Origin of the sequence: Micromonospora sp. NPDC047074, assembly GCF_040643815.1 — a bacterium.
Lineage (GTDB): Bacteria > Actinomycetota > Actinomycetes > Mycobacteriales > Micromonosporaceae > Micromonospora.
Genome location: NZ_JBEYVB010000013.1, coordinates 57,356 through 78,203, shown reverse-complemented (window position 1 = coordinate 78,203; position 20,848 = coordinate 57,356). Strand labels below are relative to the sequence as shown.

At 72.8% G+C, this 20,848-nt stretch carries 20 protein-coding genes and 1 riboswitch; of the genes, 14 read left to right on the top strand and 6 right to left on the bottom strand.

What is annotated here, in order from left to right; all coding sequences use genetic code 11:
* Positions 1-50: 50 nt before the first annotated feature.
* The 5 genes from ABZ809_RS18340 (at position 51) to ABZ809_RS18320 (ending at position 4,972) form a co-directional block, all read left to right on the top strand.
* Positions 51-836: a DUF899 family protein gene (locus tag ABZ809_RS18340; protein ID WP_357563695.1), complete on the top strand. Its 786-nt coding sequence runs from the start codon at positions 51-53 to the stop codon at positions 834-836.
* 102 nt (positions 837-938) lie between these two features.
* Entirely contained in the window at positions 939-2,249 is a 1,311-nt protein-coding gene (locus ABZ809_RS18335; RefSeq protein WP_357563694.1) for a glycosyltransferase 87 family protein, read from the top strand.
* A complete protein-coding gene (locus ABZ809_RS18330) occupies positions 2,246-3,283 on the top strand; it encodes a glycosyltransferase (protein ID WP_357563693.1) in 1,038 nt (345 codons plus the stop codon). The genes ABZ809_RS18335 and ABZ809_RS18330 overlap by 4 nt, the downstream gene beginning before the upstream one ends.
* Positions 3,280-4,245: a lysylphosphatidylglycerol synthase domain-containing protein gene (locus tag ABZ809_RS18325; RefSeq protein ID WP_357563692.1), complete on the top strand. Its 966-nt coding sequence runs from the start codon at positions 3,280-3,282 to the stop codon at positions 4,243-4,245. Before ABZ809_RS18330 ends, ABZ809_RS18325 begins: the two co-directional genes overlap by 4 nt.
* A 97-nt stretch (positions 4,246-4,342) precedes the next feature.
* Positions 4,343-4,972: a class I SAM-dependent methyltransferase gene (locus ABZ809_RS18320; RefSeq protein ID WP_357563691.1), complete on the top strand. Its 630-nt coding sequence runs from the start codon at positions 4,343-4,345 to the stop codon at positions 4,970-4,972.
* Between the two features lie 26 nt (positions 4,973-4,998).
* Here ABZ809_RS18320 and ABZ809_RS18315 read toward each other — a convergent pair whose 3' ends face one another.
* From ABZ809_RS18315 to ABZ809_RS18305, 3 genes are all read right to left on the bottom strand, one after another.
* Positions 4,999-5,805 (bottom strand): AfsR/SARP family transcriptional regulator, encoded by an 807-nt coding sequence (locus ABZ809_RS18315; RefSeq protein WP_357563690.1) that lies wholly within the window; start codon positions 5,803-5,805, stop codon positions 4,999-5,001.
* 184 nt (positions 5,806-5,989) lie between these two features.
* Complete coding sequence (locus ABZ809_RS18310) at positions 5,990-6,706, bottom strand: polysaccharide deacetylase family protein (RefSeq protein WP_357563689.1); 717 nt, start codon at positions 6,704-6,706, stop codon at positions 5,990-5,992.
* The gene (locus ABZ809_RS18305; protein WP_357563688.1) at positions 6,703-7,704 is read right to left on the bottom strand and encodes a glycosyltransferase family A protein; all 1,002 of its coding nucleotides are present in this window, start codon (positions 7,702-7,704) and stop codon (positions 6,703-6,705) included. The genes ABZ809_RS18310 and ABZ809_RS18305 overlap by 4 nt, the downstream gene beginning before the upstream one ends.
* A gap of 275 nt (positions 7,705-7,979) precedes the next feature.
* Here ABZ809_RS18305 and ABZ809_RS18300 point away from each other — a divergent pair, with 275 nt between their 5' ends.
* Genes ABZ809_RS18300 through ABZ809_RS18275 form a run of 6 tightly spaced genes read left to right on the top strand, consistent with a single transcriptional unit; the run spans position 7,980 to position 14,439 of the window.
* Complete coding sequence (locus ABZ809_RS18300; RefSeq protein ID WP_357563762.1) at positions 7,980-9,290, top strand: aspartate aminotransferase family protein; 1,311 nt, start codon at positions 7,980-7,982, stop codon at positions 9,288-9,290.
* Complete coding sequence (locus ABZ809_RS18295) at positions 9,284-10,303, top strand: NAD-dependent epimerase/dehydratase family protein (RefSeq protein ID WP_357563687.1); 1,020 nt, start codon at positions 9,284-9,286, stop codon at positions 10,301-10,303. Before ABZ809_RS18300 ends, ABZ809_RS18295 begins: the two co-directional genes overlap by 7 nt.
* Before the next feature lie 11 nt (positions 10,304-10,314).
* Complete coding sequence (locus tag ABZ809_RS18290) at positions 10,315-11,283, top strand: UbiA prenyltransferase family protein (protein ID WP_357563686.1); 969 nt, start codon at positions 10,315-10,317, stop codon at positions 11,281-11,283.
* On the top strand, positions 11,280-12,293 hold the full coding sequence (locus ABZ809_RS18285; protein ID WP_357563685.1) for a glycosyltransferase family 2 protein: 1,014 nt from the start codon (positions 11,280-11,282) through the stop codon (positions 12,291-12,293). The genes ABZ809_RS18290 and ABZ809_RS18285 overlap by 4 nt, the downstream gene beginning before the upstream one ends.
* A complete protein-coding gene (locus tag ABZ809_RS18280) occupies positions 12,290-13,327 on the top strand; it encodes a glycosyltransferase (RefSeq protein WP_357563684.1) in 1,038 nt (345 codons plus the stop codon). Before ABZ809_RS18285 ends, ABZ809_RS18280 begins: the two co-directional genes overlap by 4 nt.
* A complete protein-coding gene (locus ABZ809_RS18275) occupies positions 13,324-14,439 on the top strand; it encodes an endonuclease/exonuclease/phosphatase family protein (RefSeq protein ID WP_357563683.1) in 1,116 nt (371 codons plus the stop codon). The genes ABZ809_RS18280 and ABZ809_RS18275 overlap by 4 nt, the downstream gene beginning before the upstream one ends.
* A 20-nt stretch (positions 14,440-14,459) precedes the next feature.
* Here the strand turns inward: ABZ809_RS18275 and ABZ809_RS18270 are convergent, their stop codons facing one another.
* The gene (locus ABZ809_RS18270; protein ID WP_357563682.1) at positions 14,460-14,903 is read right to left on the bottom strand and encodes a hypothetical protein; all 444 of its coding nucleotides are present in this window, start codon (positions 14,901-14,903) and stop codon (positions 14,460-14,462) included.
* A gap of 313 nt (positions 14,904-15,216) precedes the next feature.
* Positions 15,217-15,435: riboswitch (cobalamin riboswitch) on the top strand.
* A gap of 218 nt (positions 15,436-15,653) precedes the next feature.
* Here ABZ809_RS18270 and ABZ809_RS18265 point away from each other — a divergent pair.
* Both ABZ809_RS18265 and ABZ809_RS18260 read left to right on the top strand, forming a co-directional pair.
* Positions 15,654-17,999: a ribonucleoside-diphosphate reductase subunit alpha gene (locus ABZ809_RS18265; protein ID WP_357563761.1), complete on the top strand. Its 2,346-nt coding sequence runs from the start codon at positions 15,654-15,656 to the stop codon at positions 17,997-17,999.
* A 38-nt stretch (positions 18,000-18,037) separates the two neighbouring features.
* Entirely contained in the window at positions 18,038-19,033 is a 996-nt protein-coding gene (locus tag ABZ809_RS18260; protein WP_357563760.1) for a ribonucleotide-diphosphate reductase subunit beta, read from the top strand.
* 72 nt (positions 19,034-19,105) lie between these two features.
* Here ABZ809_RS18260 and ABZ809_RS18255 read toward each other — a convergent pair whose 3' ends face one another.
* Both ABZ809_RS18255 and rpsD read right to left on the bottom strand, forming a co-directional pair.
* Entirely contained in the window at positions 19,106-19,396 is a 291-nt protein-coding gene (locus ABZ809_RS18255; protein WP_357563681.1) for a hypothetical protein, read from the bottom strand.
* A 49-nt stretch (positions 19,397-19,445) separates the two neighbouring features.
* The gene (gene rpsD, locus ABZ809_RS18250; protein WP_357563680.1) at positions 19,446-20,054 is read right to left on the bottom strand and encodes a 30S ribosomal protein S4; all 609 of its coding nucleotides are present in this window, start codon (positions 20,052-20,054) and stop codon (positions 19,446-19,448) included.
* A 109-nt stretch (positions 20,055-20,163) separates the two neighbouring features.
* Here rpsD and ABZ809_RS18245 point away from each other — a divergent pair, with 109 nt between their 5' ends.
* Entirely contained in the window at positions 20,164-20,826 is a 663-nt protein-coding gene (locus ABZ809_RS18245) for a DUF2470 domain-containing protein (protein ID WP_357563759.1), read from the top strand.
* The last annotated feature ends 22 nt before the right edge of the window (positions 20,827-20,848 follow it).

Here is a 20,848-nt window from a genome sequence, read left to right as displayed (position 1 = left end):
GTCCCCACGACCGTACCGACGAACGCCGGCCGGTCCGTCATCGGTGACCGATGACGATCGCCGACTCGCTCGTCCGTACCGGCGACCTGTTCGGACCCACGAAGGAGACCACCATGACGGCAACCCCGGAGACCCGCGCCGCCACACCCCCGGTCGTCGACCGGGAGACCTGGCTGCGCGCCCGCGACGAACTGCTGGCCCGGGAGAAGGCCCACACCCGCGAGGGCGACGCGATCGCGGCCGCCCGCCGCCACCTGCCGATGACCCTGATGCCGCCGGTGACGCTGCGCGGCCCCGGCGGGGAGACCCCGCTGGTCGACGTGTTCGAGGGCCGCCGGATGCTCATCGCCTACTTCCACATGTGGCACGACGGCGAGCCGTTCGAGGACCAGTGCGAGGGGTGCACCTTCTCGACCTGCCACATGCGGACGCTGGACTACCTGCACGCCCGGGACGTCACCTACGCCGTGTTCGGCGAGGGCCCCTACGCCGAGGGCGCCGCGCTCGCGGAGTTCATGGGCTACCCGTTCGCCTGGTATTCGGCCCAGGACTCCGACCCGGTCCTGGCCGACGGTCGCGACTTCGGGTTCATCGCGTGCTACCTGCGCGACGGCGACCGGGTCTACGAGACCTACTGGACCACCGGGCGGGGCGTGGAGGCGTTGATGACGAGCTACCACGCCCTGGATCTCACGGTGTACGGCCGGCAAGAGCGGTGGGAGGAGTCCCCCGCGGGCTGGCCGCGGGTGACCGGGCACCCGTGGCGCCTCGACGGCCGCCCGGTGGCGCAGTGGAGCCGCCCGGGCGTCACACCGGTGCCGTCCTGCTGCCGCTGACCGGCGGCAGCCGTGGACCGTGGGTAATCCAGATCAGTTACAGGAAGCGTTACTGGATCGATTGCTAGCGTTCTCCCGCCGACACCTGAGGGGAGAGCGGTGATGACCCTTTCGCCGGCACCGGGCCTTCGCCCGCGTCGCCCGTTCGCCGCGCTCCCGGCCACCGGCCTGCTGGTGTTCCCGGTGCTGGTGGCCGCCGCCGCGGCCGTCGGGCACGCGACCACCGGCCGGTTCTGGGGCGACCTCGCGGTCTACCGGGCGGGCGCGGTGGCCGCCGCACACGGCGACGGGCGACTCTACGAGGTCGTCCACCGCGGCACCGACGGCATCGCGCTGGGCTTCACGTACCCGCCGTTCGCCGCGTTGCTGCTGGGACCGCTGGCGTACGTCGACGCCACCGTCGGGGTCGGGCTCTGGACGTTGGCCTCGGTCGTGGCGTTGTCGGCCGTGGTACGCGTGGCGCTGCGCGCCGCCGGGTCCGGCGCCGCCGGCCGGGCCGGCCCGGTACTCCTGGGCACGGCCGCGGCGCTGCCGATGTTCCCGGTGGCCGGCCACCTCCAGGTCGGCCAGGTGGGCCTGTTCCTGATGCTGCTCGTGTTGCTGGACCTGACCTCCGATCCCCGCGGCCGCTGGCACGGCCTCGGGGTGGGCGTCGCCGCCGGGATCAAGCTCACCCCGCTGCTGTTCGTGGCGTACCTGCTCTGCGTCGGCCGGTGGCGGGCGGCGGGCGTGGCCCTGACCGGGTTCGCCGCCACCGTCGGGATCGGGTTCGCCTGGCGGCCGGGGGACTCGGCCCGGTTCTGGGGCGGCGGCCTGCTCGACACCGCCCGGGTCACCGGTGATCCCCGTACGGTGCTGAACCAGTCGCTGCACGGCGCGCTGGCCCGGCTCGCCGACAGCACCGACGTGCGCGCCGTCTGGCTGCCGGTGGCGGCGCTGACGGCGCTGGCCGGGATCGTGCTCGCGGCGCGGTGCGCCCGCGCGGGCGAGGAGTTCCTCGGGGTGCTCGCCTGCGCGGCCACCGGCCTCCTCGTCTCCCCGGTCTCCTGGCACCACCACTGGGTGTGGTGCGTGCCGGCGCTGGTGCTGCTGGCGGTGCGGGCCCGGCGGACCGGCGACCGGCCCGCGATGGCGCTCGGCGCGCTGCTCTGGGCCGGCTTCGTGGCGAGCGCCGCCTGGACGGTCATCGGCCTGCGCGGCGAGGACCTGCACTTCCAGGGGTGGGAGTTGCCGCACACCAACATGTACGTGCTGGTCGGGGTGGTGGCGCTGGGCTGGCTGGCGCTGCGCCGGGGCGGGCCGCGGGCCGGCACCGACCCGCCCGGCCCGGCGTCCGCCCCGCCCGACGATCAGCACGAGAGGGACGGTGACACCGTGACCCGCGCCGACACCATCGAGGACCGGACCCGGTGAGGGTCTCCGTGGTCGTGCCCAACTTCAACAAGGAGCGAACGCTGCACGAGTGCCTGTCGGCGGTGTACGCCCAGACCCCGCCGCCGGCCGAGGTGATCGTCGTCGACGACGCCAGCACCGACCGGTCCCGGCGGATCGCGGCCGGCTTCCCCTGCACGGTGCTGGCGTTCCCGGTCAACCGGGGCGTGTCGGCGGCCCGCAACGCCGGCGCCGCCCGGGCGACCGGGGACGTGCTGTTCTTCGTCGACTCGGACATCGCGCTGGCGCCCGGCGCGCTGGCCGCCGCCGTACGCACCCTCGACGCGCACCCCGACTGCGGGGTGGTGCAGGGCATCTACGACCTGCGCCCGCTGCACGACGACGGGCCGGTCGAGGCGTACAAGACGCTGTTCGAGCACTTCTGGCGGCGCCGGTCGACAGGCGTGACGGCGACCACGATGTTCGCGCTCACCGCCGTGCCCAGGGCCGTCTTCGACCTGGTCGGCGGCTTCGACGAGCGGCTGCGCGACGCCGAGGACGTGGAGTTCGGCACCCGGTTGCCGCAGCGCTACGAGATCCGGGTGAGCGACGAGATGGTCGGCCGCCACGACGACGTGGACCGGCTGCGGCCGTACCTGTCGGAGCTGTTCCGCCGCGCAATGACGTACGCCGACGCGGTCGTCGTGACCCGGTGGGAGCGCCCGGCCGCCGGGGCGGACGCGGCGGGCCGCACACCGCACCGGATCGACCTCGGCTCGGTGGTCGGCATGGCCGCCAGCGGGCTGGCCGTGGGCACCGGGCCGCTGGCCCTCGTGTCGCCCTGGCTGGCCCTGGCGCCGGTGGGCCTGGTCGCCGCCTTCGTCGTGGCGGACCGGGAACTGCTGGCGTTCGCCCTGCGGCACCGCGGCCCGAGGTTCCTGCTCTACGCCGCCTGGCTGCGGTGGCTGACGCATCTGACGGAGTTCGTCGGGATGGGCCTGGGCGTCTGCGGCGCCCTGCTGCGGCGGGTCCGCGCGGGCCGGTCCCGGCCGGTGACCCTGGTGTCGCGCCGGTGAGGGCGCGCTGGTGGCGGCTGGTGAACCACGCGTTCACCGTGGCCTTCGTGGTGGCCCTGACCGTCGGGCTGGTGCTGTTCGTGCGCGCCCAGGACTGGGCTCCGGTGTCCACACTGGCCGGCCAGTTGGATCCCGTCCAGGTGGGCGTGGCGCTGACCGGCGCCCTGCTGATCAACGCGGCCGGGCTGCTGCTGGGGCTCGTCTCCTGGCGGGCGCTCTTCGTCGACCTCGGCGCGGCGGTCGACAGGTGGACCGCGTACCGGCTGTTCTTCGTGGGGTTCCTGGCCAAGTTCGTCCCGGGCCGCTTCGTCGCCCTGCCGGTGCTGCTGCGGATGGGCAAGGAGATCGAGGTGGGGCCGGTCCGGCTCGCCGGGGTGTTCCTGCTCAGCTGGGCGGTGGTCGCGATGACCGGGACGACGGTCGGGCTCGCGGCGGGACCGGCGCTGCTGTCGGGCGCCGCCGGGTGGCTGCTGCTCGCCACGGTCCCCCTGGTCGTGCTCTACGCCCGCCCGGACCTGCTCAACCGTGGGCTCACCGCGGCGGCCCGGCTGCTGCGGCGCGAGCCGCCGCAGGTCGCCGCCTCCCGTGCCGGCGTCCGGCGGGCCATCACCGCGCAGTCGCTGTCCTGGTTCGTGTCCGGGCACCACCTGTGGCTGCTCGCGGTGACCGCCGGCGCGCCGCCGCTGCGGTCGTACGTGGTCTGCGTCGCCGGGTTCGCCGCCGCCACCGTCGCCGGGCTGGTGGTGATGGTCGCCCCGGACGGCCTGGGCGTACGCGAGGCGGTGCTCATGATCGGGCTGGCCACCGTGCTGCCGGTGACCGTGGCCACGCCGGTGGTGCTGGTCAGCCGGCTGGTCTGCGCGCTCAGCGAGGTGGCGGTCGGCGGGGGCGGGCTGCTGCTGGCCCAGTACATGCACCGGCGTCGTCCCGGCCCGGTCGAGCGGGCGGCACCGGTCGGCTGACGCGGCCCGCACGCGGCGGGTCCCTGCTCCACGGGTCCCTGACCCACGAGTCCCTGGTCCACCGGACCGGTTCCTGCGGAGAGAGTCGGTGACATCCATGTCGAACGCGCCACTGCGGACGATGGCACGGCTGGTCGGAGCGCCGGTGCGCGCGCTGGTGCGACGCAGCCCCAGGCTGACGGCCGCGCTCTGGGACACCCAGTACGCGCTGGGCTTCTGGCGCTACCTGGACGGGACGGGCGACGGGGCCCTGCCGCTGTCGCTGATCGAGACGTGGGCGCCGCGCCCGACGATCCTCGACCTGGGCTGCGGCACCAGCGCCAACCTGCCGCTGGCCCGTGGCCGGTACCGGCACTACCACGGCGTGGACATCAGCCGGCGGGCGATCGAGACGGCCCGGTCGCTCGGCCGGCCGGACGCGTCGTACGAGGTGGCCGACATCCGGGCGTACGAGACCCCGGACCGGTACGACGCCATCCTGCTGCGCGAGGTCATCTACTACCTGTCAGTCGCGGAGGCGGAGCACCTGCTGCGCCGGCTGCCGGCGCTGCTGACCGCACGCGGCAGGATCCTCGTGCAGATCTACGACCCGGAGCGGTCCCGGCAGTTCGTGGAGGTGATCCGCGACTGCGGGCTCGACCTCACCACCGGGCCGCCGACCGGCTCGGACGACGGCGCGTCCGGCGCCTTCTTCGTCCTGACCCCCGTCGGCACGCCGCGATCCTGACTCCCCGTCGGCCGTTCCCCGCCGGCTCAGACCGTGACCCGCCGTTCCCACCACGGCCACACCGTCACCGGTTCGCTGCGCAGCAGCCGGCCGTGCAGGTCCTGGAGCCGGTGCCCGGGTTCCACCCCGAGCCGGTCGGTCAGCGTGGTCCGGGCGTCCTGGAAGGCGGTGAGCGCCTCGGCCCGGCGGGAGGTCTGCCCGAGCGCGACGAGCAGCAGCTCCCAGAGCCGCTCCCGCATCGGGTGCTCGGCCAGCATCCAGCGCAGCTCGGCGACGACGTTCTCGACGTCGCCGAGCAGCAGCCGTACGCCGGTCGCCTCTTCCAGCACGTCCTGGCGCAACTCGGTCAGCCGGATCCGTTCGGCCTCGGCGAGCGGGCCGGTGGCCTCGTACAGGGCCCGACCGGACCAGCGGGCCAGGCCCCGCTGGAAGAGGTAGAGCGCCTCGGGCAGGTCCGCCTGGGCGCGGGCGGCGCGGGCCGCCCGGACGTCCTGCTCGAAGCGGATGATGTCCACGGCGCCCGACGGGATGTCGAGGGTGTAGCCCGGTCGGGTGGAGCGGAGCACCCGGGCCAGGGCCGGCCGGCGGCCGGGCGGTTCCAGCACCCGGCGCAGCCGCCCGATGTAGGTGTGCACCATGTTCTCCACCGAGTCGGGTCGACGGCCGGCCCAGATCGCGTCGACGATCTGCGCGACCGACATCACCATGCCGCTGCGCAACGCCAGCACCGCCAGGACCTCCCGTTGCCGGGGGGTGCCCAGGTAGAGGTGGGTGTCCCCCCGGTAGGCCCGCACCGGCCCCAGGAGCATTATGGACAGTTCATCGTGCGGCATCAGGTGTCTCCCCCACCCAGAGGAGCCGGGCGTCACGACCCGGCTCGGCACTTGTCGACGGTGCTGTCCGGGCACCCGGGGCCCACGGCGTCGGGGGCGGGCACGTAACGGCAGGCGAGTCGACTGTCAGCGTGCGTTCGGCGGTTTCCCGCTCCGGGAAAGGCCGTCGGGGCATCCACGCCACCTACCGGTCGTCCGGGACGGTCACGAAGCGAAGCCCTCGACCGGTCAACCTCGGGAGGACCTCGGCCAGGGCCGCGACGGTCTGCGACCGGTCGCCGCCGCCGTCGTGGCAGAGGATGATCTGCCCGGGACGGGTACGGGACAGCGTCCGGGTGATCCGGGGGACCCCGGGACTGCGCCAGTCGCTGGGGTTGACCGTCCAGTCGACCGGGGCGAGGCCGAGTTCGGCGGTGGTCCGCAGGACCCCGGGCGACCAGTTGCCGCCGGGCGCGCGGAACAGCCGCGGCGTGACCCCGGTGGCGTCCTCGATCACCCGCTGGGTCCGCTCGATCTCCGACCGGAGCTCGTGCCGGGGCAGCGCGGCGAACGGCTGCGGGTGCGACATGGAGTGGTTGCCGATCAGGTGGCCGGCGGCCAGCACCTGCCGGGCGAGGTCCGGATGTTCCCGTACCCGGTCGCCGATGAGGAAGAACGTGGCCCGTACGCCGTGCCGGGCGAGCAGGTCGAGCGTCGGGGGAGTCCACCGGGGGTGGGGTCCGTCGTCGATGGTGAGCGCGACGTCGTCGCCGGCCACGCCGAACGCCGGCCGGCGCGGGCCGCCGAGCGTGGGGCGGCGGCGCAGGAGCTGTTGGCCGCGGTAGGCGAAGAGCAGGTAGTGCAGCGCCTGGGCGGACAGGTGGGAGCAGAGCCGGGCGGCCGGTCCCCGGGAGCCGCTCATCGGGGCGTCTTCGCGGTGCTCACCCGGGTCGGCCCGAAGTCGCGGTCGGCGAGATGGCGCAACCCGCCCACCACGGCTCCGGTGACGACGGCCAACTGGACCAGCAGGTGCACGGCGAAGAAGAAGACCGCGAACGCGGGGCCGCGCCGGCGCAGGACGAACCGCAGCAGGCCGGGCTCGGCGACCATGAACAGCGCGAAGAACAGCAGGGACAGCAGCGGCCAGCCGCCGCCGAACGCCGCCGCCGGCAGGGCCGCCGGCACCAGGGTCGCGCTGATCAGGCCGGCCGGGCTGTTGGCGCGGATGCCGGCCGGCCCGCGTTCGGCCAGGGCCACCGGGACCAGCAGCTGCGAGCGGTGGAACTGCTTGCGCAGCAGCGCGCCGAGCCGGCTGTCGTCGTCGTGCCGGCAGACGACCGTGTCGGTGAGGACGATGCCGTACCGGTCGCCCATCCGGTCGCCGAGTTCGACGTCCTCCGAGGCGCGCAGGTTCTCGTCGAACAGCCCGACCGTGGCGAAGACCTCGCGGCGGATGAGGCAGACCGCGAAGAGGGTGGTGCGCACCCGCCCGACGTTGCGCAGCCGCCAGTAGTGGCCGTGCAGCAGCCGGTACGCCTCGACGGGCCCGTCGTCGACCAGCGGTTCGAGGGCGTAGATGCCGTGTACGCAGGCGACGTCCGGCTCCTCGCGCAGGACCGCGAGGGCGTTGTCCAGCGCGTCCGGCTCGGGCGCGCAGTCGGAGTCGAGGAAGAAGAGCAGCTCGCCGGTGCTGGCCTGGATGCCGCGGTTGCGGGCGGCGGCCGGCCCGGCGTTGCGGTCGGTGACCAGCAGCCGGCACGGGAACCGCCGCGCGATCTCCCGGGTGTCGTCGGTGCTGGCGTCGTCGACGACGATGACCTCGGTCACCGGGTGTCGCTGCCGGTAGACCGCTTCGAGGCACGCTCCCAGCGTCTTCGCGCTGTTGTGGGCGGGGATGATGACCGACACCGTCGGCGGCATGATCAGCACCTCACCGGGACGTAGGGTAATGCGTAAGAAATAGACGGGGGAATTTCTGTGGGCCGCGACCAAGTTATCGACCGGCCGCCCCTTCCCGCAAGGGTTGCCTTGCGTAGTCAAGGTTCCATACAGTATCGGTCCAGGAAAGATTTCGGGGCGATAGATAGCGTCGCAGCATGCCCAATCTGGTCAGCGTCGAGGAATGCGAGCGGCTCACCGTTCGCGAGGTGCACGACCTCTATCGGCGGTACGTGAACGCAAGCCAGGTCAATCTGATGACCTCGTTCGGGTTCGGCCGAGAATTGGTCGAGCACGCCGAGGGCGCCTACCTGACATTACGCGACGGCCGGCGCGTCCTCGACCTCACCGGCGGGGTCGGGGTGCTCAACCACGGCCACAACCATCCACGCATCGTAGCGGCCCGGCAACGGTTCGCCGAGAGGCGGCGGATGGAAGTCCACAAGACATACTTTTCGCCCTACCTTGCGGCGCTCGGCCACAATCTGGCGCAGCTGCTGCCCGGTGACCTTTCCATGTCGTTCCTCCCCAACTCCGGTGCGGAGGCGGTGGAGGGGGCGGTGAAGCTCGCCTTCAAATACCATGGTGGCCGGCGGAGGACAATCCTGCGCGCGGACTGCGGTTTCCACGGAAAGCTGCTCGGCTCCGGCGGGTTGACCGGTCAGCCCCACTTCGATTTTCCGACAATTCCGGGCATCGTCCCATTTACTTACGGCGACCTGGATTCCGTCCGGGCGGCTATCGAGGCGCACCCCAGGGACGTCTATGCCCTGATCGTGGAACCGTTCAGCGCCTCCACCATTCAGTGGTGCGATGAAGGTTTCCTTCGCGGCGTACGGGAACTGTGCGACCGGCACGACATCGTGCTGATCTTCGATGAGATCTACACCGGGTGGGGCAAGACGGGCAGCCTCTTCTACTTCATGCGCTACCCGGACCTGGTGCCGGACGTGCTCACCACGAGCAAGTCCTTCGGTGGCGGCAAGTCGTCCATTTCGGCCTTCGTCGCCCGCGAACCGGTCTTCCGTAAGGCGTACGACAACCTCACCGACGCGCTGTTGCAGAGCACCAGCACGACCTACTACGGCATGGGGGAGGAGTGCGTCACCGCCATCGAGGCGATCAACGTGGCGGTGGAGGACGACTACCCGGCGCGGGCCCGCGAGCTGGAACGCGTCCTGGAACCGGCCCTGAACCGGCTGGCCAAGGAGTATCCGGAGGCGGTCGGCCGGGTGGCGGGCGCCGGGGCGCTGTGGGGCGTGCAGATCGACGGCGGACCGAAGATCCTCGACCTGGTCGCCCGGCTCGCTCCGGGCGGCGTGGCCCGGGACCCCCGGTTCAAGGCGAAACTGGTGACCTGCGCCGTGGTCAACGCGCTCTACCGCGACCACGACATCTTCACCTACTACACGCTCAACGGCCTGAATCCGCTGGTCATCGGCCCGTCGCTGGTCACTGACCCGGCCGACGCGCAACGCGCCGTCGACGCCCTCGGCGAGGTGCTCGGCCAGGGGCTGAACCGCCTGGTGACCCGGTTCGTCGCGCAGAAGGTGGGCTCGCTGTGGTGATCGCGATCACCGGCGCCGCCGGCATGCTCGGCTCCCGGCTGGTCGACCGCCTCGCCGCCGACGGCCACCGGGTGCGCGGCGTCGACCTGCGGCCGGAGGCGGGAGTCACCGACGTCGGGGACGTCCGCGATGCCCGGCTCCTGGCCCGCGCGTTCGCCGACGCCACCGTCGTGATCCACTGCGCGGCGGCGCTGCCCAGCTATCCCGCCGACCAGATCCGGTCCGTCACCGTCGACGGCACGCGCGAGGTGTTCGCCGCCGCGCAGCGGGCCGGCGTGGCGCGGGTCGTCCACATCTCGTCGACCGCCGTCTACGGGCTGCCTAAGCGGGTGCCCACCCCGGAGGACCACCCGCGTGCGCCGGTCGACACCTACAGCGCGGCCAAGGCCGCCGCCGAGGAGATCGCCGACGGGTACCGCGCCGGTGGGCTGCCGGTGGCGGTGCTGCGCCCCAAGACCTTCGTCGGCCCCGGCCGGATGGGGCTGTTCTCGATGCTCTTCGAGTGGGCCGAGGAGGGCCGCAACTTCCCGGTGCTCGGTCGCGGCGACGTCCGGATCCAGATGTTCGCCGTCGACGACCTGGTCGACGCGGTGGTCACCGTCCTGCACGCCCCCGACGAGGTCGCCAACGACACGTACAACCTCGCGGCCGAGCGTTTCGGCACCATACGCGAGGACTTCCAGGCGGTCCTGGACGCCGCCGGGCACGGGCGGCGGGTGGTCTCCCTGCCCGCCCGGCCCGCGCTCGCCGCGCTCAGCCTGCTGGAGCGCAGCCGGCTCTCGCCCGTCTACGGGCGGCTGCTGCACAAGCTGATGGCCGACTCGTACGTGAGCATCGACAAGGCTCGTCACCGCCTCGGCTTCCAGCCGAAACTGTCCAACCAGGACGCCATCCTGCGCACCTTCGAGTGGTGGCGGGCCGAGCGGCACCGCGACCGGCCGGCGCGGGAGGGACGGACCAGCCGTGATCCCTGGCGGCAGGGCGCCCTGGCCGCCGCGAAGATCTTCTTCTGACAGGGGCCCCGATGACCGCCGTCGAAAGCGTGGTGGAGCCGGTCGCCCCGGTCGCCGCCGGACGCGTCGCGCGCCTGCCCACGCTCCTGCGACACCTCGTGGCGCTCGCCCGGCCGGGCCACGCCGTCAAGAACCTGCTCGCCGTCCCGCTGGCGTTGACCGACACACCGGTGTGGACGGCGACCGCCCTGTGGCGGTGCGTCTGGGCGGTGGCCGCGTTCACGCTCGCGTCGTCGGTGATCTACGTCGTCAACGACATCGCCGACCATCGCCTGGACCGGGCGCACCCGGACAAACGGCGCCGGCCGATCGCCGCCGGGCACGTATCGGTGCCGGTGGCCGTCGGGTACGCGGTCGTCCTCGCGGCGCTGCTGACCGCGCTGACCCTCAGCGGGCCGTCGATCCCCTGGTGGCCGCTGGTCGCCTACCTGGCGCTGAGCACCGCGTACAGCAGGTGGCTCAAGCACGTGCCGCTGCTGGACGTCTGCGTGGTCTCCGCCGGCTTCGTGCTGCGGGTCCTGCAGGGCTACGCCGCGACCGGCGCGGAGGCGTCCAGCCTGCTGCTGACCGCGGTGTTCAGCGGCTGCCTGGTGCTCGTCCTCGGCAAGCGCCGGCACGAGCTGGCCGCCCTCGGCGCGCCGCACCGGCCGGCACTGGCCGGGTACAACCTGCTGCTCGCCGACCACCTGCTCGGCCTCACCGCCTCGCTGGCCGGCACCGCCTTCCTGCTCTACCTGCACGTCGACGCGCCGGTCGACGCCTATCCACCCGTCGCGCTCGCGATCGTCGTGCCGCTGGGGCTGCTCGCCGCCTTCCGCTACCTCCAGGCGGTCCTGGTGCTGCGCACCGGCGGCGACCCGATCCGGATCCTGCTGCGCGACCGGATGATCGTCGGCTGCGCCGTACTGGCCGGCGCCACGCTGGCCCTGGCACAGATAACCGCCCGCTATCCACACCTGCTGACCTGGACGGACAGATGAACCATCCCCTGGTGTCGGTCATCGTGCCGAACTACAACTACGCCCGTGCGCTGCACCTGTGCCTCGACTCGATGCGGCGGCAGACGTACCCCCACCTGGAGATCATCGTGGTGGACGACTGCAGCACCGACGACTCGGTCGCGGTCGCCGAGGCGCACGGGGCGCGGGTGGTGCGTACGCCCCGCAACGGCGGGCCGGCCGCGGCCCGCAACCTCGGCGCGGCGACCGCGACGGGGGAGATCCTGTTCTTCATCGACTCCGACGTGGCGGCCAAGCCGGACGCGGTGGCGAACGCGGTCGAGCTGCTGACCGCCGACCCGACGATCGGGGCGGTCTGCGGCAACTACGACCCGGTGCCGCTGATCCGGGACAGCCTGCTGGAGGAGTACCGCTGCCTGCAGCAGTCCTACTGGCTGATCGCCGACGAGGGCCGGATCATGACGCTCTACACCGCGCTGCTGGCCGTCCCGGCGCGGGTGTTCGCCGAGATCGGGCCGTTCAACCCCCGACTGCGGGAGACTGAGAACGCCGACTACGGCATGCGGCTCGCGCAGCGCTACCAGATCCTGCTCTCCCCACGGGTGCGCGGCGTGCACGACCACGACCACGAGCTGGGGGTGCTGGTGCGCAAGGTGTTCACCCGCACGGCGCTGCACATCCCGATGTACGCCCGCAAGCCGGAGTTCCCCGGCGGGCTCCGCAGCGGCCCCCGGGCCTGGGTCAGCATCGCCGCCCCGCTGACCCTGCTCACCCTCGCCCTGCCCCTGCTGCTCGGCCCGGCCCTCCTGGCGGTGCCGCTGGCCGCGTTCGTCGCCTTCGTCGCCGGGGACCTGCCGATGTACCGGTTCGTCCGGGCCGAACGCGGGCCGCTGTTTCTGGTCTACTTCGTCGCGATGCACTTCTTCCTGAATCTGGTCATCGCCGCCGCCGCGGCCTCTGGCGTGGTCGCGTGGCTGACCTCGGGCCGGTTCCGGCGGCTCTACGACCGCCCGGAGGTCGCCACCCGATGAACGAGCACCCGCTGGTTTCGGTGATCGTGCCGAACTACAACTACGCCGAGTCGCTGGACCTGTGCCTGCGCTCCATCCTCGACCAGACCTACCCGAACGTCGAGCTGCTGATGGTCGACGACTGCAGCACGGACCAGTCCGTGGCGGTGGCCAGCGCCCTCGGCGTCCCCGTCGTCAGCACCGGGGCGAACGGCGGCTGTGGCACCGCCCGCAACATCGGCGCCGCGTACACCCAGGGCGACCTGATCTGCTACGTCGACTCCGACCTGGCGCTGGCGCCGGACGCGGTGGCCACCGCGGTACGGATCCTCGTCGAGGACCCCACGATCGGGGCGGTCTGCGGGATCCAGGACGCCGAGCCGTTGCTCCACGACACCGTGGTCTCCCGATATCGTGGCCTGCAGTACCACTACTGGTCGATCAGCTCGGAGGGCGACGTGTCGTTCCTCTTCCCCGCCATGTGCGTCATCCGGCGGACCGTGTACGACGAGGTCGGGCCGTTCAACCCGGCCCTGCGGCAGACCGAGGAGGTCGACTACGGCTACCGGCTGACCCGCCGGCACCGGATGCTGCTCACCTCGCGGGTGCACGGGCGGCACGACCACGACCACGAGTTGTCCGGGCTGCTGCGCAAGCTGTTCCACCGGGGGCGGCTGCGCATTCCGCTGTACGCCCGGGCGCGGCGCTTCAGCAAGGGATTCGAGACCGCCTCGCGCGCCTGGGGCAGCCTCGCCGCGTTCGCCGCCCTGCCCGCGTCGGCCGTACCACTGCTGCTGGGGCCGTGGGGGGCGGTGCTGCCGGTCGGGCTGCTCGCGGCCTCCCTGGCGTGTGACGCCGGGATGTACCGATTCGTCCTGCGCCGCCACGGGTTGCCGTTCCTGCTCGGCTTCGCCGCGTTGCACTTCCTGGTCAACGTCACGATCACGGCGGGGGTGGCGACCGGCGCGGCGCAGTGGCTGCTGTCCCGGACCTTCCGGCAGCTCTACGACGCCTCGTTCCCGGTCGACGGCACCGCGCGGTGGGAATCGGCGTGACGACCGCCGCGCCGGTGACCGACGCCGGCACTCCGCCGGCGGCACGCGTCCCCGCGTCGCCACGGCGTTGGCCGGCGGCGGTCCTGCTCGGCGCCTCGGCGCTCTGGCTCGTGTTCACCGCCGTGCACCTGGCGGTCAGCGGGCGCTGGTGGCTCTGGCTCGCGGTGGACGCCGTGCCGCCGCTGGCCTTCCTCCTCGTGCCCCTGGCGCTGGGTGCCGGCGCGGCGGTGAGCCGGCGGCGGCGCGGCGCGGTGGCGCTGCTCGCCGCCGCCGCGCTGCTGCTCGGCGCGACGCAGAGCGGGATCAACGTCCGCCGGTGGCAGGGCGGGGACGGCGTCGCCCCGGCCGAGGCCCTGCGCGTGTTCGCCTGGAACACCGGCTACTGGGACGAGGGCGGCGAGACCGAGGCGCTGTACCGGCGGTTGCGGGACGCCGACGCCGACGTCTACCTGTTGCAGGAGTACTGGTACGAGAGGACGGCCGGGCCGACGGCCGCCACGCTCGACCGGCTGCGCGCCGAGTTCCCCGGCTTCCACGTGGTGGTCGCCGGCGAGCTGGTCACCGTCTCCCGGCTGCCCGTGCTGCGGCAGGTGCCGCTGGAGGCGGTCGACCTGCCACCGGCGGTCGCCGCGGCCGGCGACCAGTGGCGCTACAAGACCCTGCGTACCGACCTGGACGTCGGCGGCGGCCGGGTGCTGTCGATGTACAACCTGCACCTGCCCGTGCAGTTGTCACCCGAGCACGGCCTGCTCGACGGCGACTTCTACCGGGTGCTGCGGGAGCAGCGCGCCCAGCGGGAACCGCAGTGGCGGGCGTTGGCCCGGGACGTGCGGGCCAACCCGCACCCGGTGCTGCTCGCCGGGGACCTGAACACCAGCCCGGCGATGGGCGACCTGCGCAAGCTGCCCGACGGGCTGCGCGACGCGAGCTACGCGATGCCGTCGCTGTACCCGGCGAGCTGGGCGGACAGCCCCGGCTGGCCGCGCTGGTGGCGGCTCGACTGGGCGCTCGTCTCGCCGGAGGTGCGGGTGCACTCCTACCGCTTCGGCGACGGGCGCGGGGTGTCCGACCACCGCCCCCAGGAACTGGTGGTGTCGCTGGGCGGCGGTTGACGGCGCGGCGGGCACCCCGGTCACGGGGCGGGTTCCTCCGTCGCGCCGCCGTCGCCGACCAGCGCCAGCCTGGCCACCACCGCGTCGGCGATCGCCGTGGCGCGTGCCTCGTCGAAGCCCTGTTGGGCAGCCGCCTCCAGCACCCGGTGCCGCACCTCACCGAGTTGCGCACGGGTCAGCGGCGGCACGGTCACGGGCGCCGCCTTCCGACGCAGGATTCTGCGCAGCAGGGGGCTCAGCCGACGGGCCGCGCCGTCCACCCCGGCGCCCGCCACCCGCCTGGCCGTCTCGTCGACCACCAGCCACACCACGGGCGTCGCCAGCGCCACGATCTCGCCGAGCCCGAAACCCAGGGGCTCCCGCGTCCGGCTCCGGCGGACCAGCCGCCGCGCGACCTCGGCGTCGTCGAGACTGGACAGCCCGCCCACGAGCGGAAGCTCCTCCGGGGCGATTGCGGTCACCACGTCGCGGACCACATCACGAACCCTGGCCCCACCGGCCGCCGACGGGATCCCGCCGGGCGGGACTGCATCAGAACCCACCTCACCGCCCCCGTCTCTCACTCTCCGTCGCACACGGGACACTGTAGGACGTCTATGAAAGGGCTCTCGCCGGCCGCCGCCCACCTCGCCTCGGTGGGATTCGCCGGCGCGATCGGGGGCGCCGAGCAACCGTCCGCGCCGGTTCGGCCGGGGGCGATCGACGGCCGTCATCGGAGTAGCCGACGACACGCCCGGGGGCGACATGTGGGGTGTGACAACGGTGCTGTCCCTATATATGGTGTCGAGCGCAGCTGGTTCGGCCGCTCAGCCCGAGCGGTCGAGGCAAGAGGGAACCCGGTGGAAGTCCGGGACTGCCCCGCAGCGGTGAGTGGGAACGACCGCCGTCATCAGCACTGGGCCGGGAGTGGCCTGGGAAGCGACGGCCAGTAGGAGACCGGACGCCCTCCGGTCCTGCCCGCGAGTCCGAAGACCTGCCAGCGCGCCGTACGCCCGCGCCGGGCGCACGGCGGTCCGAGGCCGCGTGGGACGGCCGACGCCATCCCGACCGCGCGCCCAAGGCGCGTCGGTCGTCGGTGTCCGCTCCCCGCGCGCCCAGGAAATCCGTCTGGGATCAAGGCTCGCGAGGAGTGAGTGGTGACAGTCACCGAAGTTGTTCCGACCGCCGGTGCGGGGGCCGACGACGCGGCCCTGCCGGGCCAGCGGCGGACGCAGATGCACGTCCGCAAGCGTGATGGCGGCACCGAGCCGGTCGACGTCAACCGGATCGTGCGCGCCGTCGGGCGGTGGGCCGACGACCTCGCCGACGTCGATCCGCTGCGGGTGGCGACCCGGACGATCAGCGGCCTGTACGACGGGGCGACGACCGCCGAGCTGGACCGGCTGTCCATCCAGACCGCGGCCGAGATGATCGGTGAGGAACCGCAGTACTCGCGGCTGGCCGCCCGCCTGCTGGCCGGCTACGTCGACAAGGAGGTCCGCCGGCAGGGCATCGGCTCCTTCAGCGAGGCGATCCGTCGGGGCCACGCCGAGGGCCTGGTCGGTGACGGCACCGCGGCGTTCGTCGCCGCCCACGCCGCCGCCCTCGACGACGCCGTGGACCCGCGCGGCGACCTGCGGTTCGAGTACTTCGGCCTGCGGACGGTGTACGACCGGTACCTGCTGCGGCACCCGACCAGCCGGCTGGTGGTGGAGACGCCGCAGTACTGGCTGCTGCGGGTCGCCTGCGGCCTGTCCCAGGCCCCGGACGAGGCGATCGAGTTCTACCGGCTGATGTCGAGCCTGGCGTACCTGCCGAGTTCACCGACGTTGTTCAACTCCGGCACCCGGCACACCCAGATGTCGTCCTGCTACCTCGTCGACTCGCCACGTGACGAACTCGACTCGATCTACCAGCGGTACGCGCAGGTGGCGAACCTGTCGAAGTTCGCCGGCGGCATCGGCATCGGGTTCTCCCGGGTGCGCTCCCGGGGCGCGCTGATCAGGGGCACCAACGGGCAGTCCAACGGGATCGTGCCGTGGCTGCGGACGCTGGACGCCTCGGTGGCGGCGGTCAACCAGGGCGGCCGGCGCAAGGGTGCGGCCTGCGTCTACCTGGAGCCGTGGCACCCGGACGTCGAGGAGTTCCTCCAACTGCGGGACAACACCGGCGAGGACGCCCGGCGCACCCACAACCTCAACCTGGCCAACTGGATCCCGGACGAGTTCATGCGGCGGGTGGAGGCCGACGGGGTGTGGTCGCTGTTCGACCCGGACGTGGTGCCGGAGCTGCCGGACCTGTGGGGGGAGGAGTTCGACGCGGCGTACCGGGCGGCCGAGGAACAGGGCCGGTACGTGCGGCAGGTCCCGGCGCGGGAGCTGTACGGGCGGATGATGCGCACCCTGGCCCAGACCGGCAACGGGTGGATGACGTTCAAGGACGCCGCGAACCGGTTGTGCAACCAGACCGCCGAGCCGGGCAACGTGGTGCACCTGTCCAACCTGTGCACCGAGATCATCGAGGTGTCCAGCGACACCGAGACCGCCGTGTGCAACCTCGGCTCGGTCAACCTCGCCGCCCACCTCACCGCCGACGGGCTCGACTGGGCGCGGCTGCGCGCCACGGTCCGCACGGCGGTGACGTTCCTCGACCGGGTCATCGACATCAACTACTACCCGACGCCGCAGGCCGCGGCGAGCAACCCCCGCTGGCGGCCGGTCGGCCTCGGGCTGATGGGCCTGCAGGACGTGTTCTTCGCGCTGCGGCTGCCGTTCGACTCGCCGGCGGCGCGGGAGCTGTCCACCCGGATCAGCGAGGAGCTGTACCTGACCGCCCTGGAGACCTCCGCCGACCTGGCGGAGCGCCTCGGCGCCCATCCGGCGTACGGGCAGACCCGGGCGGCGCGCGGGCGGCTGCAACCCGACCTGTGGGGCGTACCGGGCACCCAGACCGCGCGGTGGACGGCCCTGCGGGAGCGGGTCGCCGCGCACGGGTTGCGCAACTCGCTGCTGGTGGCGATCGCGCCCACCGCCACCATCGCCTCGATCGCCGGCTGCTACGAGTGCATCGAGCCGCAGGTGTCCAACCTGTTCAAGCGCGAGACGCTGTCCGGCGAGTTCCTCCAGGTCAACACCGCGCTCGTACGCGAGCTGAAGGCCCGTGGCCTGTGGACCGAGCGGGTCCGGTCGGCGATCAAGCGCGCCGAGGGGTCCGTGCAGGACGTCGCGGAGCTGCCGGCCGAGGTCCGTACGCTGTTCCGCACCGCCTGGGAGCTGCCGCAGCGGGCCCTGATCGACCTGGCCGCCGCCCGCGCTCCCTTCGTCGACCAGTCCCAGTCGCTGAACCTGTTCCTCGCCGCGCCGACGATCGGCAAGCTGTCCTCGATGTACCTCTACGCCTGGAAGGCCGGGCTGAAGAGCACCTACTACCTGCGCTCGCGGCCGGCCACCCGGATCCAGCAGGCCACCGTCGCGCCCACCGGCCCGGACCGCGCCGTCGGCGTCGTCACGCCGCTGGTGACCGTCGACGAGGCGCTGGCCTGCTCGCTGGAGAACCCCGAGTCGTGCGAGGCCTGCCAGTGACCACCGATCCGACGACCACCGACCCGAGGACCACCCACATGCTGCTCGACCCGGGGATGGACCTGACTCTCCGACCGATGCGTTACCCGCACTTCTTCGACCGGTTCCGTGACGCCATCCGCAACACCTGGACGGTGGAGGAGGTCGACCTGCACGCCGACCTGGCCGACCTCGACCGGCTCTCCCCGGCGGAGCGGCACCTGGTGAGCCGGCTCGTGGCGTTCTTCGCCACCGGCGACACCATCGTGGCCAACAACCTCGTGCTCAACCTCTACCAGCACGTCAACTCCCCGGAGGGCCGGCTGTACCTGTCCCGGCAGTTGTTCGAGGAGGCCGTGCACGTCCAGTTCTACCTGAACCTGCTCGACACGTACGTGCCCGACGAGACCGAACGGTTCGCCGCCTTCGCCGCGATCGAGAACATCCCGTCGATCCGGCGCAAGGCCGAGTTCTGCTTCCGCTGGATCGACTCCCTCCAGGAGTTGCGCGAGCTGCGTAGCCGGGCGGACCGGCGGGCGTTCCTGCTCAACCTGATCTGCTTCGCCGCCTGCATCGAGGGCCTGTTCTTCTACGGCGCCTTCGCCTACGTCTACTTCCTGCGCTCCCGGGGCCTGCTGCACGGCCTGGCGTCCGGCACGAACTGGGTGTTCCGCGACGAGTCGATGCACATGGCCTTCGCCTTCGACGTGGTCGACACCGTCCGCCGGGAGGAACCGGAGCTGTTCGACGACGACCTCGCCGGTCAGGTACGCCAGATGCTCACCGAGGCCGTCGAGTGCGAGGTCCAGTTCGCCGAGGACCTGCTCGGCCAGGGTGTGCCCGGGTTGTCCCTGACCGACATGCGCGAGTACCTCCAGCACGTCGCCGACCGGCGGCTCGCCCAGCTCGGCATCCCCGCCCACTACGGCTCGGCGAACCCCTTCGCGTTCATGGAGTTGCAGGACGTGCAGGAGCTGTCCAACTTCTTCGAGCGGCGGGTGTCGGCGTACCAGGTCGGGGTCACCGGCACTGTCGCCTTCGACGACGACTTCTGAGCCGGCGGTGCCGCCCCGGGGCAGCGCGTGGCTGCCCCGGGGCGGTTCGTCGCGAATCGTCAGGGCCCGTCGTCAGGACGAGCCGCCGCCGGAGTCGCCGCCACCGAGGTCGCCGCCACCGGTGTCGCCTCCGTGGTGTTCGTCGCCGTACTTGCGGACCTTGGTCCGGCCGAAGTGGTCGCCGGACCCGCGCCGCCCGCGACCCCGGCGGGTGCGATTGTCCCGGCGCATCTCCCGGGCGGCGAGCCGGGCGCGTTCCAGGGGCGTCAGCCGGGCCGACCGCCGCCGGCGGGCGGCGGTCACGAGGGTCACCCCGAGCAGGGCGAATCCCGTTACGGTGATGGTGATCCATGTCCCCGTCATGCCCCGACGGTAGGGACGCCGGTCAACGCCCGCCCGGCGTGCGCGCCGGTCAGCGCGAGTAGTGCTCCACGACGAGCTGCTCCTGGCAGACGATCGGCACCTCCGACCGCTTCGGCAGCTCGACCAGCCGTGCGGTCAGGTTGGCCAGGTCGACCGCCAGGTACGGTGCCGTGCGCTCCGGGGCGTGTGCCCCGGCCGCCGCGACGAGGAACGGCGCCTTCGTGCGGCTGCCCTCGGCGATGGCGATGACGTCGCCCGGCCGCAGCCGTGCCGAGGGGCGGTCGAGCCGGCGCCCGTTGACGGTGACGTGGCGGTGGGTGACGACCTGCCGCGCCTGGTAGATGGTCCGCGCGAGGCCGGCCCGCAGGACCAGCGCGTCCAGCCTCGTCTCCAGGTCGGCGACGAGCGCCTCGCCGGTCTTGCCCTCCTGGCGTACGGCGCGGTCGAAGGCGCGCCGCAGTTGTGCCTCGCTCACGTCGTACTGCGCCTTGAGCCGCTGCTTCTCCAGCAGGCGGATCTTGTAGTCGCTGGTGCTCTTGCGGGCGCGGCCGTGTTGCCCCGGCGGGAACGGGCGGCGCTCGAAGTAGCGCACGCACTTCGGTGTCAGGGGGATGCCGAGGGCGCGGGATCGCTTGACCTTGGGGCGGGACTGGTTCACTCTTCACCTCTCAACTAAGGTAAGGCTAACCTAATGGGAGGTGTCCGGGTTGAGCAACCACCCCGTACCGCGCAGCTGTCCCGACACGGCGGCGCAGCGGCTGCGATCGATGCTGGTCGGAGCCTCGTCCCTGACCCTCCGCACCGCGGAGCACCGCGCGGACGTCGTCGGCCGGCACGCCGTGGGCGGCGACGGCCGGCTGCGGCTCGACCTGCCGGCCCGCAGCCAGCTGGCCGGCGCCCTCGCCCGGCAGGGCGAGGCGGTGGCGACGATCGAGGTCACCGACGTGGCACCGACCCCGGTCCGCGACCGGGTCCGGGGGCGGGGCAGCCTCACCGGCTGGCTCACCCCGGTCGCCGTAGGCGCCGACCGGGACGGCGCCGGGGACCTGACCGTGGTGCTCGACCTCGCCGCCGCCGAGGTGAGCACCGCCGGGGCCAGCACCGCCGTCGACCCGGACGAGTTCGCCGCCGCCGAACCCGACCCGCTCGCCGCCGACGAGGCGGAGCTGCTGTGCCACCTCGACGGCCAGCACCCGCACACCGTCCGGCAGCTCTGCCGGCTGGTCGACCGGCGTGACCTGCGTGGCGTCCGTCGGGTCACGCCGGTCCGCCTGGACCGGCACGGCCTCGTGCTGCGGATCGAGCGCGCCGGCGGTCAGCACGACGCCCGCCTCGCGTTCACCCCCATGCTGCGGCACGCCGACGAACTCGGCGGACACATCGCCGAGCTGCTCGACCGCAGCGCACGGTGCCGCCGCCGCTGGCTCTGAGGTGAACCGGCGCGGCCGGCCC

Excerpts from the sequence above, each read along its gene's own strand:
- ABZ809_RS18340 (WP_357563695.1), top strand. The coding sequence starts at position 51 with ATGACGATCGCCGACTCGCTCGTCCGTACCGGCGACCTGTTCGGACCC.
- ABZ809_RS18335 (WP_357563694.1), top strand. The coding sequence starts at position 939 with ATGACCCTTTCGCCGGCACCGGGCCTTCGCCCGCGTCGCCCGTTCGCC.
- ABZ809_RS18320 (WP_357563691.1), top strand. The coding sequence starts at position 4,343 with ATGTCGAACGCGCCACTGCGGACGATGGCACGGCTGGTCGGAGCGCCG.
- ABZ809_RS18315 (WP_357563690.1), bottom strand. The coding sequence starts at position 5,805 with ATGCCGCACGATGAACTGTCCATAATGCTCCTGGGGCCGGTGCGGGCC.
- ABZ809_RS18310 (WP_357563689.1), bottom strand. The coding sequence starts at position 6,706 with ATGAGCGGCTCCCGGGGACCGGCCGCCCGGCTCTGCTCCCACCTGTCC.
- ABZ809_RS18305 (WP_357563688.1), bottom strand. The coding sequence starts at position 7,704 with ATGCCGCCGACGGTGTCGGTCATCATCCCCGCCCACAACAGCGCGAAG.
- ABZ809_RS18300 (WP_357563762.1), top strand. The coding sequence starts at position 7,980 with ATGACCTCGTTCGGGTTCGGCCGAGAATTGGTCGAGCACGCCGAGGGC.
- ABZ809_RS18290 (WP_357563686.1), top strand. The coding sequence starts at position 10,315 with ATGACCGCCGTCGAAAGCGTGGTGGAGCCGGTCGCCCCGGTCGCCGCC.
- ABZ809_RS18285 (WP_357563685.1), top strand. The coding sequence starts at position 11,280 with ATGAACCATCCCCTGGTGTCGGTCATCGTGCCGAACTACAACTACGCC.
- ABZ809_RS18280 (WP_357563684.1), top strand. The coding sequence starts at position 12,290 with ATGAACGAGCACCCGCTGGTTTCGGTGATCGTGCCGAACTACAACTAC.
- ABZ809_RS18265 (WP_357563761.1), top strand. The coding sequence starts at position 15,654 with ATGCACGTCCGCAAGCGTGATGGCGGCACCGAGCCGGTCGACGTCAAC.
- ABZ809_RS18260 (WP_357563760.1), top strand. The coding sequence starts at position 18,038 with ATGCTGCTCGACCCGGGGATGGACCTGACTCTCCGACCGATGCGTTAC.
- ABZ809_RS18255 (WP_357563681.1), bottom strand. The coding sequence starts at position 19,396 with ATGACGGGGACATGGATCACCATCACCGTAACGGGATTCGCCCTGCTC.
- ABZ809_RS18245 (WP_357563759.1), top strand. The coding sequence starts at position 20,164 with ATGCTGGTCGGAGCCTCGTCCCTGACCCTCCGCACCGCGGAGCACCGC.